Below are 12,679 nucleotides of genomic sequence, written 5' to 3'. Positions count from 1 at the left end.
GCCCACAGCGCCGCCGCGCTTCGAGACATCTTCGCTCAGAGACACTTTCGCCCGGGCACGATGCCCGGGCGAAGCGTCGATAAGGCTCAGGCGACGATATTGATCAACCGCCCCGGCACCACGATCAGCTTGCGCGGCGCACTGCCACCGAGTGCGGCCGCGATCTTCTCATCGGCCAGCGCCGCCGCCTCGATGGTCGCGTTATCGGCGTCGGCGGGCACCTGAACGCGGCTGCGCACCTTGCCGTTCACCTGGATCGGATACTCCACCGACTCCTCGACCAGCAGCGCCGGATCCGCCACCGGGAACGGACCGTGCGCGAGGGATTGTTCGTGTCCCAGCCGTTCCCACAGTTCCTCGGCGATATGCGGTGCCATCGGGGCCAGCATCAGCACCAGCGGCTCCACCACCGAGCGCGGCGCACCCGTGGGATAGCTCTTGGTCAGATGGTTGGTCAGCTCGATCAGCTTGGCGCCCGCGGTGTTATCGCGCAGCGCGGCGTAATCGTCGTCGACCCCGGCGATCGTCTTGTGCAGCAGGCGCAGTGTCTGCTCCGACGGCTTCTCATCGGTGACCCGCGTCGCGCCGGACTCCTCGTCCACCACCAGTCGCCAGACCCGCTGCAGGAACCGGTGCGCGCCGACGACATCCTTGGTCGCCCACGGCCGTGAGGTGTCGAGCGGCCCCATCGACATCTCGTAGAGGCGGAAGGTATCGGCGCCGTACGTATCGCACATCTCGTCCGGCGAGATGGCGTTCTTCAACGACTTGCCGATCTTGCCGTACTCCTGGAACGCCTCGATCTCGATGCCGGTGGTCGGATCCGGGAAGTAGTGCTTACCGTCGCGCTCGATGATCTCGGCGGCGGGCAGATAGGCACCGCGCGCGTCCTTGTAGGCGTGTGCCTGGATATAGCCCTGGTTGAACAGGCGTCGGTACGGCTCGTAACCGCTCACATCGCCCAGGTCGAACAGCACCTTCTGCCAGAACCGCGCGTACAGCAGGTGCAGCACCGCGTGTTCGACACCGCCGACGTACAGGTCGACACCACCCGGATCGTTCGAGCCGTGCTCCGCGGTGCGCGGGCCGAGCCAGTACTGCTCGTTCTCCTTGGCGCAGAACGCGTCCGGATTGGTCGGGTCGGCGTAGCGCAGCTGGTACCAGGAGCTGCCCGCCCAGTTCGGCATGACATTGGTGTCGCGCCGGTACTGCTTGGGGCCGTCACCCAGATCCAGTTCGACGTGCACCCAGTCGGTCGCCTTGGCCAGCGGCGGCGACGGCTCGGAGTCGGCGTCCTCGGGATCGAAGGTCACCGGCGCGAAGTCGTCCAGTTCCGGAAGTTCGACCGGCAGCATGGATTCCGGCAGCGCGTGCGGTGCGCCGTCCTCGTCGTAGACGATCGGGAACGGCTCGCCCCAGTAGCGCTGCCGGGCGAACAGCCAGTCGCGCAGCTTGTACTGGACGGCGCCCGTACCGTGGCCGTCGGCCTCCAGCCGGGCGATCACCGTCGCCTTGGCCTCCTCGACGGACCGGCCGTTGAGGTAGTCGGAGTTCACCAGCGTGCCGTCGCCGGTGTAGGCCGCGGTCGTAATGTCGCCGCCGGAAATGACTTCCACGATCGGCAGACCGAATACCGAGGCGAATTCCCAGTCGCGCTGATCGTGTCCCGGCACCGCCATGATCGCACCGGTGCCGTATCCGGACAGCACATAGTCCGCGATGAAGACCGGCACCTGGGCGCCGTTCACCGGGTTGGTCGCGTAGGCCCCCAGGAAGACGCCGGACTTCTCCTTGTTCTCCTGACGTTCCAGATCCGATTTGGCCGCGATCGCCTTGCGGTATGCCGCAACGGCTTCCGCGGGATCTCCGGCGTCCTCGAAGGTCCAGCGCGGATCGACGCCGGCGGGCCATTCCGCGGCGGTCAGCCGGTCGACCAGCTCGTGCTCGGGCGCCAGCACCACATAGGTGGAACCGAACAGGGTGTCGGGCCGGGTGGTGAAGACCTCGATGTGCTGACCGTCGGCGGTGAACTTGACCTGCGCGCCACGGGATCGGCCGATCCAGTTGCGCTGCATGGCCTTGACGTTCTCCGGCCAGTCCAGGCGATCCAGATCGTCGACCAGCCGGTCGGAGTAGGCGGTGATGCGCATCATCCACTGCCACAGCCGCTTGCGGAACACCGGGAAGTTGCCGCGCTCGCTGCGGCCGTCGGCGGTGACCTCCTCATTGGACAGCACCGTGCCCAGGCCGGGGCACCAATTGACCACCGAATCGGTCTGGTACACCAGGCGATACGAGTCGAGGACCGCCGCGCGCTGGTCGGCGGGCATATCGTTCCAGGTCCGACCGTTCGGGGTCGGCCGGGCGCCGGAGGCGAACTGCGCCTCCAGTTCGGCGATCGGGCGGGCGCGGTCCAGCTCCTCGTCGTACCAGGCGTTGTAGATGCGCAGGAAGATCCACTGCGTCCACTTGTAGTACTCCGGATCGGTGGTCGCGAACGAGCGCCGACGGTCATGGCCCAGACCCAGCCGGTCCAGCTGGCGTTGCATGGTGGCGATATTCGCCTCGGTGGTCTCGCGCGGATGCGCGCCGGTCTGCACCGCGTACTGTTCGGCGGGCAGGCCGAACGCGTCGTAGCCGAGCGCGTGCAGCACATTGCGTCCGTGCATCCGGTGATAGCGGGCGAAGACATCGGTGGCGATATAGCCGAGCGGATGGCCGACATGCAGACCCGCGCCGGACGGGTACGGGAACATGTCCTGGACGAACAGTTTGTCCGCCGGAGTGGCACCCTCGAGCGGGCCTACCGGGTTCGGCGCGTGGAAGGTTCCGCGCTCATCCCAGGTCCGCTGCCACCGGCGCTCGATGCGGCCGGCGAGGCCAGCGTTGTACCTGTGCTCCGGTACATCGCTTTCGGTTGCACGAGTGTCCGCCACGGTCCTGCCTTCTTGTTCTCGCCGATCCCGTCATAAATGTGTCTATCAGGGTAGAACGTCCGGGCTCGTGCACCGAAAATCGGGCCGGGCTCGACCCCTCGGCGCGGTGCGCTAGCCTTCTTGGGTGTTCGTCGTCGCTCTCACCCTGTTCGTGCTGGCCCTCGTGGCCATCGCAACCGGCGTGCTCGGACTGACCGGCCGTCTTCCCCGCAACCGCTTCGTCGGCGTGCACACCGAAGCGGCACTGCACGACGATGACACCTTCCGCATCGCCAACCGCGTCGCCGCTCCCACCTCCGTGGCCGCGGGCGCACTGCTGTTCGCGGGCGGACTCGTCGCCCTCGCCGCAGGCGGCTTCCCCGCGATAATCGTCGCGGCACTCACCGCCGCCGTCGCCCTGTTCACCCTGGGCGCCGGCGCCAATGCCGCCGCCCGCACGGTCGAGGCCCTCGTCCCGGCCCAGGAGATCGGCGGCTGCGGCTCATCCTGCGGCGCCTGCTCCCTACGCGACACCTGCGCACCAACCAGCTAGGTTGCTCCCGGGTTCGGCCCGATGCGGATCAACAGGATCCGAGCAAACTCGACCTCCGATCCCGAACCACCGATCACCACACACTCACGAAGGCAATCGCCGGGACCCCTGCATGACCGCATTCTCGAGTAGCTCCTGACTGAGCACTGTGCGAGTGCCCAGGCCTCCACGCCCGAGGCACACTCCTGGACCGGCGATCACCATGCACTCACGCAGGAAAATGCCGGGAAGTCCCTGCATGAGCGCATTCTCCAGTAGGTGCTGGGGAGAGGGCGAGTGCTGGGGCGTGCTGACGGCGAGCGAGCCGTCCGCGTTGAGGTGTAGTTCTGGACTGGTGATCACTATGAGCTGATGCAGGGAAGTGCCGGGACTTCCTGTGAGCGCATTCTCGAGCTATTTGTCGGCGCAGCCTGGTGGGGTTATGTGGTGGGAGAGGGGGCTGTTGGTTGGGGTTAGGTAGAGGACGAACAGGGTTACTGGGGTTGGGCCGAGGTTGCGGGCTACGTGGGGGTGGGTGGGGCCGCTGGGTTCGCGGAAGATTCGGCCGGGGCGGTAGGTGACGGGGACGCAGTCAGGGCCGGGGTGGTCGAGGGTGCCCCGGGTGACGAGGACCAAGAGGGTGCCGTCGTGGTAGTGCCAGCCGCTGGTGCCGCCGGGTTCGATGACGGTTTGGCGGGCGATTACGGTGCGGCGGCGGCCCAGGGGGAAGCGGAACAGCACTCGGCTTGCGGTCCGGTATGCCGGTGCCGCGTTCGGTCGAAGTTTCCGATCTCGCCAGCTCACCAGTCCATGGAACCATCGAGATCAGGTGGAAGCCGACCAACCCGGCCGGTCTCCACCTGATCTCGATCCGCTAGCGCAAGGAGCCCAGTGCCTCTAGGACGGCATTGTCCGCTGCTGGGTCTCCGACGGCGATGCGGGCGCTGCCGTCGGGATACGCCTTGGCTGCGATGCCCGCCCGGCGTAGCGCCGTTGCCACGCCCGGCCCGGGCAGGTACAGGAAATTGGCGTAGCTGCGCGGGACCTCGATATGCACGCGCCGCAGTGCGCTGCGCAGGGCCTCGCGCTGGGTGGTGATGCGCAGGATGCGCGCGGCGAGTTCGGGTTCGGCGGCGTAGGACGCGGCGACCGCGGCCACCGCCGCCGAACTCACCCCGAACGGCAGTTGCAGCCTGCGCACCCGCCCGATCAGTTCGGGTCCGCCGAAGGTGTAGCCGATGCGCAGTCCGGCCAGCCCGTACGCCTTCGAAAAGGTACGCAGCACCAGCAGATTCGGATGTCGATCCAGCAGTGCCACGGTGTCGACCCGATCGGTGAGATCGAGAAATTCGGCATACGCCTCATCGAGGATGACCGGCACCCGGCGCGGCACCGAGCACAGGAACGCCTTCAACTCACTGGCCGGGATCACCGTGCCGGTCGGATTGTGCGGACGGCAGACCACCACCAGACCGGTCCGCTTGTCTATGGCCCTTGCCATCGCCCAGAGATCCTGATTGCCCGCCGCATCAAGGGGCACCCGGACGACCTCGAGATCGGCCATCTCCGCCATGATCGGATAACCGTCGAAGGTCGGTGCCCCGTAGACCATTCCGGCCCCGCGCGTGGTCAATGCCTGAATGATCTGCATGGCCACCCCGGTCGCGCCGGACCCGACGACCACCTGATCCGAATGCACGCCGACATGCCCGGCGATGAGCTTGGGCAGCCGCCGCGGCAGGAATTCCGGATAGCGGTTGGCGTGGGCCAGTACACCGTTCACCGCGTGCAGCACCGAAGGCAGTGGCGGAAAAGGGTTTTCGCTCAGGCTCAGATCGAACCGCAGTTGCAGCCGCTGACTCCGGTGTTGCTGCGAGGGCCGCGACTCGTCGGCCAGTCGCACACTCATCCGGCCGCGCCCCAGCGCACCGCCGCGGCTCCGGCGAAGTCACCGGCGTGTGCGAAGGCCGACAGCAGCACGACCGATCCATTGCGCAGCCGACCCGCCCGGTTCTCGGTATCGAGCGTGACCGGAATGCCCGCGGCGAACAGGTTTCCGCACTGGTCGAAGGTGTCGGGATGGCGCTCCGGGGGCAGCTCCAGCGCATCGTGCCAGTTGCGCAGGAACAGCCGGTTCGGCTGATTGGTGACGAAGGTGTCGATATCGCGGCCCTTGACTCCGATCCGCTCGCACACCGCCAAGGCCACCTCGGGCACCAGGCGATTGCCGCGCGCGAACACCTTGGTGATCTTGGATTCGGTGAAGCTGACGCAGCCCTGCCCCTCGCCCGGTTGCCAGTACTTGCGCTCACCGTTGGTCGAGAACTCCATATCCCCGGCGAATTCGGGATAGGTGCGGCATTCGATATCGAGAATCGGCGCGGAATCGTCCTTCACCAGCAGTCCGACACCGCATCCGTCGCCAGGTACCGGGGCCTGGGCGAGCTTGCGGATCTCGGTCTGGGTGAAGACCGGGCCCGCGCAGTTCTGCGATGCCGCGATGAGCGCGGTGCGCGCGTCGGTGGTCTGCAGGATCATCCTGGCCATCGCCATCATGTGCACGAACGCCGCGCAGCCGCCATTGTGCACGTCGTAGACGAATCGGGGCTTCATACCGAGTCGGCGGGCCACCTCGGGACCGCAGCCCATGACCGGATTGTCCGGCAGCTGGGTGTGGGTGATCAGCACATCGATATCGGCGATCGCCTGTGCGCCATGGCGTTCGATCAGTGGCGCGACGGCGCGCTCGACCATATCGACCGCGGTCTCGTCCTCGGCCACGTGGTGACGCGCCTTGGGCGAGCGGAACATGACATTCTTGGCCATCCGATCGGATCGGCTGTACTGCGTGAAGTATTCGGTGCCGACCGGCGCGCCCGGCAGATAGCTCGCCACATCGACCAGGCTGACCGTCGGCAGTCCAGTGGCAGCGGGGTCGGCGGGTCCGTCGTAGTTCGAGATCATGGGTGTGGCCTCACTTCATCCAGTCGGGCTTGATCGGAAGGCCGTGTGCGGCACGGTATTCGCAGATCGCCTTGAGGTTGTCCATCTCGAGCTGGTGCCCGGCGGAGAACATGTCCCAGAAGTCGCCCACCCACACCGGCCGCTTTTCGGGAGCCGTTTCGGGGTAGGGGTTTTCCTCGTAGAACGGGTGACGGCAGTTGACCCACAACACCACCGAACCCGGCTTGTTGAACACCACCTGGGCATCGATCACCCGCAGCAGGTAGATCATCCACAGGTGCTGGCTCTGGTCCCAGGCGCAGTGGTAGTCGACGGTCATGGCCTCGCGGTGCGCGACGGTGCGGGTGAAGATCTTGGTCTCCGGGCCGAGCCGGTCCCAGGCCAGCCACAGCCCAGGTTCCTCGGTTTCGACGAATCCGCGCAGGCTGTAGGTCCATTCCTCCAGGCAGCGGGTATCGGCGAGGTACTCGAACACATCCTGCGGCGGTGCGGCGATATACGCCTGCACCGGACAGTATTCGCCGAAGATCTGGTCGTGCGGATACACCGACCGCAACATGTCCATGATGATGGGGGTGGTGGCGTCCTTATCGGAGTTCTCGATCCGCAGTACTCCGGGGATGACGGCGTCGGGAATATCGCTGAGGGCGGGCAGGGCGCTGATCGTCACTGCATCTTCTCCAATGTCGCGAGGAACGGGATGAACGGTGGAACTTCGTCGGGGTCGACGTCTATCGAAATGAACGACGGCCCTTCGGTTTCGACACATCGCCCCAGTGCGATGGCCAGGTCTTCGGTGGTACGTACGGAGTACGCGGGAAGTTCAGGGAACATCGCGTCGATGCCCGCACCCAGGTGCGCGGGCCGAAAGCGGTTGAAGCTGTAGCGATCCTGGTAGTAGAGCTGTTCGCGGGTGACGCACATGGCGTGGGCGTTGTTGTTGAGCACGATGAACGTGACCGGCAGCTCGTGTTCGATCGCGGTGTGCAATTCCATGCCGTGCATGTAGAACGAGCCGTCACCGGCCACGACAACGGTGCGCCTGGTGCCGGAGGGCCCGCGATGGCGCGCGAATGCCGAACCTATTGCGGCGCCGAAAGCGTAGCCCATTCCGCCCATACCGAGCGCGACCACGAATCGGCCGCCGCGCGGCACCCGCAGGTGGTGCACCACCGCCGCGCCGGTATTGCCCGCATCGGCGAATACGTCTGTGCCCTCCGGCAATAGCGCTTCGATGGTCTCGACCAACGCGCGGTAGCGCACACCGGGACCGGTCGCCTCGGGCACGCTCAGCGGTGTCAACGCGGTATGCGGGTGGTCGTGGCGCGAGATCTCCATATCACCGCTGAATTCATCGGCGAGCGTGGCCAGATCGAGCGCGAGATCGGTGCTGGTGGCGTGGATCGCGGTCACGTACGGCGCGGTAACGCCGATATGCGCGACGGTCCCCTCGGCCAGCAACTCGTCCAACCCGGTGCGCGCGGTGACCGGCATCGGGGTGCCGATGATCAGGCACAGGGCCGCGGAGCGCAGCGCCGCCGAAAGCTCGGCATGCCCCATGCTCCCGGCGACACCGCAGTACGCGGGATCGGCATTGTCATAGGTGTCCTTCGCATCCGGTGCGACGCCGACCGCGGCATCCAATGCCCGTGCCAGCCAGGCGAGTTCGGCACGTGCGTCGTCGCGGGCCACCTGGTCACCCGCGATGATCACGATCTTGCCGACCTTGCGGGCCGCGATCAGCGCCGCGCGCACCCGGGCCAGGCCGCTTTCATCGCGCCGGTACTGCGGCGGTGTCAACCGGAGCGGCGGGATATCGCCGATATCAGTCTGCTGCACATCCTTGGGCAGCAGCAGTACGGCGGGCCCGCCGCGCCGGGCGCCGTCGACCGCCCTGGCCACCATGTCGGGCAGGTCGGCGGCGGTCTCCACACGGGCGCAGAACTGGGTGATCGCGTCGAACATCCGGACCGCGTCGATGGTGCCAGCGAGTCCGCTGGAGTCCTGGAACGCACCGCGCCCTTCCACCGCGGTCGGCGGCTGTCCGACCAGCGCCAGCACCGGCACCCGCGATGCGTACGATTCGGCAAGTCCGGCAACGAGATTCATCGCGCCGCCGCCGGAGGTGGCGGCGACGACGCCGAGCCCGCCGGTCGAGCGGGCATAGCCGTCAGCCATGGTCGCGGCCGAAAACTCGTGTTTGGCAACGATTCCGGTGACGTCGTAGGGCGCGTCGAACAGCGCGTCGTATAGATCCTCGATATTCGCGCCGTCGACTCCGAAGATATGTCGCACGCCTAGGGTCGAAACCGCTCGAACCAGATAATCAACGACCCTGCTCGGCATCGGCACTCCTCTCGTAGCGACCCCGCGGTGCACCGGGCACGGCGTGATCGCACATCGCGTACACGTGAACTACGAGTCGGACTGCGGAGCGGTTCAATGGCTCGCGCAAGATGCACCCCGAAAAATGCCCGTGTGGGCGGCGCTTGCATGTACGTATACATCTACGTATAGTGATGGCATGCCCAACAAGACGATCTATGTTGCCGATGACGATCTACCCCTGTTCCAACGCGCGCAGGAACTGGTCGGCGGCAATCTCTCGGGGGCGGTGACCACCGCGCTGCGGCGGTTCATCGAACTGGAGGAGGGCAGGCTGGAGGGCTACGACGAGGTAGTGCTGCGGGTCGGCCACAACGGCGTGCGTCAGGTCCGCTTCTCCGGCGCCCTGCTCGGCGAACATCGTGACGTGAACGAGGAGCGCATCGAACACGTCCGGGTATATCGCAGTCGGAAGGGCAAATTCGTCATGCACGCCCAGTATTCGAACTGGGACGAATACCCGCAGAACTCCAATTGGATCAAGGATCTGACGAACTGGCGTCGCATGCTCGGCGTCGGCGATCAGGACTGGGGCGACTTCCTCTTCGAGGTCGTCGATTCGCTGGGCGAATTGCAGGGGAAGATTCCGGACAAGCTCTATGAGCGAGTGGCCCAGATCGCCGACCGGCCGCCGGTCGAGGAACTCGACATCTAGCCGAATCCTTCGGCCGGACAACCGAATACCACCATGAATCGCCGCACCGGACTCCGGGAGCGGTGCGGGTAACGCATGCTGTCATTCGCATTATTTTATGAAACTTTCCATGAAAGGAAGACCATGACCAACGGTCATCGCGCCGCCGCCATTTCGGCGCTGGGTCTGCGTAAATCGTTCGGTGAGCAGGTGGTGCTCGATGGCATCGACATCACCGTCCCGGAGGGCACGATCTACTCGCTGCTCGGTCCGAACGGTGCGGGCAAGACCACCACCGTGCAGATCCTCACCACGCTGCTGCGCCCCGATGCGGGCGAGATCCGGGTCGACGGCCATGATCTGGGCACCGAACCCGATGCCGTGCGCGGCGCGATCGGTGTCACCGGCCAGTTCTCCGCGGTCGACGAATTGCTGACCGGTCGCGAAAACCTGGTTCTCATGGGCGATCTGCACCATCTGCCGCGTCGGGAGAGCAAGCGCCTCGCCGCCGAACTGCTCGAGCGCTTCGATCTGGTGGAGGCGGGCGATAAGACCGCGGCCACCTATTCCGGCGGTATGGTCCGGCGGCTGGATCTGGCCATGACGCTGGTCGGCGATCCGCGCATCATCTTCCTCGACGAGCCGACCACCGGCCTGGATCCGCGCAGCAGGCGGGCCATTTGGGAGATGATCCGCACACTGGTCGACGACTACAGCGTGACCGTCTTCCTCACCACCCAGTACCTCGAGGAGGCCGATCAGCTGGCCGACCGGATCGCCGTACTCGATCACGGCCGCATCGTCGCCGAGGGGACGGCCGCCGAATTGAAGCGGCGGGTGCCCGGCGGACATATCCGACTCGAGTTCGCCGATCAGATCGGACTCAGTGCCGCGGCCACGGCATTGGGGCCGCAGGCGCGCGTTGTCGATGACGCGGGCGAGGCGGAGTTCACCCTCGCGGTCCCGAGCGATGGCGGCGTCACATCGCTGCGCGCGGTACTCGACCGGCTCGACTACGAGCAGATCGAGGTCGCCGGCCTTTCGGTGCACACGCCCACCCTCGACGACGTATTCCTCACCCTCACCGGACATCCCACCGCGGAAAAGGAGACCGTGCGATGAGCGCTACGGCCTACGCCCTCGCCGACTCGAAGACGATGTTGCGGCGCAATCTGTTGCATGCGAAGCGGTACCCGAGCATGACCATCAGCATCATCATCATGCCGATCCTGCTGCTGCTCATCTTCAACTTCGTCTTCGGTGGCGCATTGGAGAAGTCGTCCGGCGGTAATTACATCGACTACCTGGCCCCGGGCATGCTGTTGCTGATCCCGGCCTATATGACCGCGGGTGTGGCGGTCTCGGTCTGCACCGATACCACCAAGGGCATTGTGAATCGTTTTCGCACAATGGCGATTTCGCAGCCCTCGTTCCTCGCCGGACATGTGGTGGGCGCATTGATCCAGGCCCTGCTCGGCATCGCCGCGATGGTCGGTGTCGCACTGCTCGTCGGCTTCCGGCCGTCGGCGAATGCGATCGAGTGGATCGCCGCATTCGGACTGCTCGCCATGCTCGTACTCGCGCTCACCTGGCTCGCGGTCGGTATGGGTCTGGTCGCGTCGACTCCGGAGAGCGCGAGCAATATGCCCTTCCCGCTGATCATGCTGCCATTCCTCGGCAGCGGCCTGGTCGGCACCGACACCATGCCGGTCGGCCTGCGTCAGTTCGCCGAATACCAGCCGTTCACGCCGATCACCGAAACCATCCGCGGCCTGCTCATGGGTACCGAGATCGGCAATAGCGCCATCATTTCCGTCGCCTGGTGCATCGGCCTCGGGGTGGTCGGATATTTCTGGTCGACCTCGGTCTTCCGCAAGCAGGGGCAGCGCTGAATCGCGTTGCGCCCGATCACCTTCGATCCCCTCGCCGAGTTCGGCGAGGGGATCGAATCGTGTCAGACCGTGCCGGAGAGCAGCACATCGCCCGTCGACGCCAACCGGATCTGCACCTCCCGGATCTGGTCCGGTGCCTTATCGATGGTCCGGTCGATCGTCAGCTCGGTCCCCGGCCCGGCGGGCCATTCATCGAGTTTGCTCTGACTGCCATCGGTGCCGATGACGTACAGGTTGAGATTCCAGCTGTAGCGCTGCTCGCTCGGCCCATAACTGCACGTCATCACGATCCGCGTCTTGCTGTCGGCGCGAACGACTTTGAAGCTGGCCGTCACCGGATTCGGCTTGACCGGTTGCATACTGCGTTCGGCCACAACCTGTTCGGTGCTCGATGGCTTTTCCGTCGCGGTCATCGAGGTGACCACCGGAATCGCGATGGCCACCGCCGCGGCGGCCGCCGCGATCGCGGCGCCGACGGTAGCCCACCGGCTGCGCCGCCTGCGCCTTTCGGCCACCGCGGCGAGCCGGGGTAGCAGTTGTGCGGGCGGCTCGGGTTCGGCCGCAGGTGCTTCCAGCGGCTCGATCATCGCGAGCGCGGTCTCGGGTTCGACCAGGGCGAGCAGACCGGGGAGTCCGGCGAGATCGGCCACCGCGGCCTGGCAGACCGGGCAGCCGGCCAGATGCTCCTCGTACTCCTGCCGCTCGAGTCGGGTCAGGGAGCCGAGTACATAGGGTGCGTCCCACGTCGAGTAGTCGTCGGCAATATCCGTCATCGGTTCGTCACCCCCATCTCCTGTAGTGCCAGCCGTAGCGCCCGCATGCCGTAGTGCAACCGGGATTTCACCGTGCCCGCCGGGATATCGAGTTCCTCGGCGATCTGGTGCGTGGAAAGACCTCGATAGTAGGCACGCACGATCACCTCGCGGTGATCGGCGCTGAGCCGCCCCAACGCGTCCGCGACCAGCCAGCCGTCCAGGGCCCGATCGGCCTGATCCGGCGCGGCCCGCTCCGGCGGATTGTCGGTGCGGAACTCGCGTCGGCTGCGCGCGCTGCGATGCTCATCCACGGCGAGATTGCGCGCGACGGTGAACAACCACGCCCGCGCCGATGTCGTCGATTGATCGAGCACATTCGGGCGCTGCCAGGCCCGCAACAACGTCTCCTGCACGATGTCCTCGGCCCGACCCGGGTCGCGAACCAAACCGAGCGTGTAGCGCCACAGCGCCGCGGCATGTTCCTGATAGAGCGCCCGCATGAGCTCGGCCTGTTCTTCGGGCATATGTCACCTGCTCCTCCGCTGCCTCGCGCCTTGTGCCGGTTGTGGGGTGTTCGGTTGGCTTCGTAGTCGGCTGGCGGC

At 66.1% G+C, this 12,679-nt stretch carries 12 protein-coding genes; 4 read left to right on the top strand and 8 right to left on the bottom strand.

Annotation, left to right across the window (positions count from 1 at the left end; genetic code table 11):
- Positions 1 to 86: 86 nt before the first annotated feature.
- Entirely contained in the window at positions 87 to 2,936 is a 2,850-nt protein-coding gene (gene leuS, locus ACQP2D_RS42390) for a leucine--tRNA ligase (protein WP_433681500.1), read from the bottom strand.
- 124 nt (positions 2,937 to 3,060) lie between these two features.
- Here leuS and ACQP2D_RS42385 point away from each other — a divergent pair, with 124 nt between their 5' ends.
- Positions 3,061 to 3,468, top strand: coding sequence for an SdpI family protein (locus tag ACQP2D_RS42385; RefSeq protein WP_433681499.1), 408 nt, complete (start codon positions 3,061 to 3,063; stop codon positions 3,466 to 3,468).
- Positions 3,469 to 3,861: 393 nt separating this feature from the next.
- On the opposite strand, the gene ACQP2D_RS42380 is transcribed toward ACQP2D_RS42385, so the two are convergent.
- The 5 genes from ACQP2D_RS42380 to ACQP2D_RS42360 all read right to left on the bottom strand — a co-directional run bounded on the left by ACQP2D_RS42380 (position 3,862) and on the right by ACQP2D_RS42360 (position 8,757).
- A complete protein-coding gene (locus ACQP2D_RS42380; RefSeq protein WP_433681498.1) occupies positions 3,862 to 4,251 on the bottom strand; it encodes a cupin domain-containing protein in 390 nt (129 codons plus the stop codon).
- Between the two features lie 70 nt (positions 4,252 to 4,321).
- Positions 4,322 to 5,356: an aminotransferase class I/II-fold pyridoxal phosphate-dependent enzyme gene (locus ACQP2D_RS42375; protein WP_433681497.1), complete on the bottom strand. Its 1,035-nt coding sequence runs from the start codon at positions 5,354 to 5,356 to the stop codon at positions 4,322 to 4,324.
- Positions 5,353 to 6,411 carry a 3-oxoacyl-ACP synthase III family protein gene (locus ACQP2D_RS42370; RefSeq protein ID WP_433681496.1) on the bottom strand — a complete coding sequence of 353 codons (1,059 nt, stop codon included), beginning with the start codon at positions 6,409 to 6,411 and terminating at the stop codon, positions 5,353 to 5,355. Before ACQP2D_RS42370 ends, ACQP2D_RS42375 begins: the two co-directional genes overlap by 4 nt.
- 10 nt (positions 6,412 to 6,421) lie before the next feature.
- Positions 6,422 to 7,081 carry an SRPBCC family protein gene (locus tag ACQP2D_RS42365; protein WP_433681495.1) on the bottom strand — a complete coding sequence of 220 codons (660 nt, stop codon included), beginning with the start codon at positions 7,079 to 7,081 and terminating at the stop codon, positions 6,422 to 6,424.
- A complete protein-coding gene (locus ACQP2D_RS42360) occupies positions 7,078 to 8,757 on the bottom strand; it encodes a thiamine pyrophosphate-binding protein (protein WP_433681494.1) in 1,680 nt (559 codons plus the stop codon). Before ACQP2D_RS42360 ends, ACQP2D_RS42365 begins: the two co-directional genes overlap by 4 nt.
- Positions 8,758 to 8,935: 178 nt before the next feature.
- Here ACQP2D_RS42360 and ACQP2D_RS42355 point away from each other — a divergent pair, with 178 nt between their 5' ends.
- The 3 genes from ACQP2D_RS42355 (at position 8,936) to ACQP2D_RS42345 (ending at position 11,322) form a co-directional block, all read left to right on the top strand.
- Positions 8,936 to 9,451: an EXLDI protein gene (locus ACQP2D_RS42355; protein WP_433681493.1), complete on the top strand. Its 516-nt coding sequence runs from the start codon at positions 8,936 to 8,938 to the stop codon at positions 9,449 to 9,451.
- Positions 9,452 to 9,574: 123 nt separating this feature from the next.
- The gene (locus ACQP2D_RS42350; RefSeq protein WP_433681492.1) at positions 9,575 to 10,552 is read left to right on the top strand and encodes an ATP-binding cassette domain-containing protein; all 978 of its coding nucleotides are present in this window, start codon (positions 9,575 to 9,577) and stop codon (positions 10,550 to 10,552) included.
- Positions 10,549 to 11,322 carry an ABC transporter permease gene (locus ACQP2D_RS42345; RefSeq protein ID WP_433681491.1) on the top strand — a complete coding sequence of 258 codons (774 nt, stop codon included), beginning with the start codon at positions 10,549 to 10,551 and terminating at the stop codon, positions 11,320 to 11,322. Before ACQP2D_RS42350 ends, ACQP2D_RS42345 begins: the two co-directional genes overlap by 4 nt.
- 62 nt (positions 11,323 to 11,384) lie before the next feature.
- On the opposite strand, the gene ACQP2D_RS42340 is transcribed toward ACQP2D_RS42345, so the two are convergent.
- The gene (locus tag ACQP2D_RS42340; protein ID WP_433681490.1) at positions 11,385 to 12,095 is read right to left on the bottom strand and encodes an anti-sigma factor family protein; all 711 of its coding nucleotides are present in this window, start codon (positions 12,093 to 12,095) and stop codon (positions 11,385 to 11,387) included.
- On the bottom strand, positions 12,092 to 12,601 hold the full coding sequence (locus ACQP2D_RS42335; RefSeq protein ID WP_354960887.1) for a sigma-70 family RNA polymerase sigma factor: 510 nt from the start codon (positions 12,599 to 12,601) through the stop codon (positions 12,092 to 12,094). The genes ACQP2D_RS42340 and ACQP2D_RS42335 overlap by 4 nt, the downstream gene beginning before the upstream one ends.
- Positions 12,602 to 12,679: the final 78 nt, after the last annotated feature.

The organism is Nocardia sp. CA-119907, from assembly GCF_050955995.1.
Taxonomy (GTDB): Bacteria; Actinomycetota; Actinomycetes; order Mycobacteriales; family Mycobacteriaceae; genus Nocardia.
This window is presented reverse-complemented; position numbering and strand designations above follow the sequence as displayed.

Coding starts and splice junctions, on each gene's coding strand:
- ACQP2D_RS42375 (WP_433681497.1), bottom strand. CDS start 5,356: ATGAGTGTGCGACTGGCCGACGAGTCGCGGCCCTCGCAGCAACACCGG.
- ACQP2D_RS42370 (WP_433681496.1), bottom strand. CDS start 6,411: ATGATCTCGAACTACGACGGACCCGCCGACCCCGCTGCCACTGGACTG.
- ACQP2D_RS42360 (WP_433681494.1), bottom strand. CDS start 8,757: ATGCCGAGCAGGGTCGTTGATTATCTGGTTCGAGCGGTTTCGACCCTA.
- ACQP2D_RS42355 (WP_433681493.1), top strand. CDS start 8,936: ATGCCCAACAAGACGATCTATGTTGCCGATGACGATCTACCCCTGTTC.
- ACQP2D_RS42350 (WP_433681492.1), top strand. CDS start 9,575: ATGACCAACGGTCATCGCGCCGCCGCCATTTCGGCGCTGGGTCTGCGT.
- ACQP2D_RS42345 (WP_433681491.1), top strand. CDS start 10,549: ATGAGCGCTACGGCCTACGCCCTCGCCGACTCGAAGACGATGTTGCGG.
- ACQP2D_RS42340 (WP_433681490.1), bottom strand. CDS start 12,095: ATGACGGATATTGCCGACGACTACTCGACGTGGGACGCACCCTATGTA.
- ACQP2D_RS42335 (WP_354960887.1), bottom strand. CDS start 12,601: ATGCCCGAAGAACAGGCCGAGCTCATGCGGGCGCTCTATCAGGAACAT.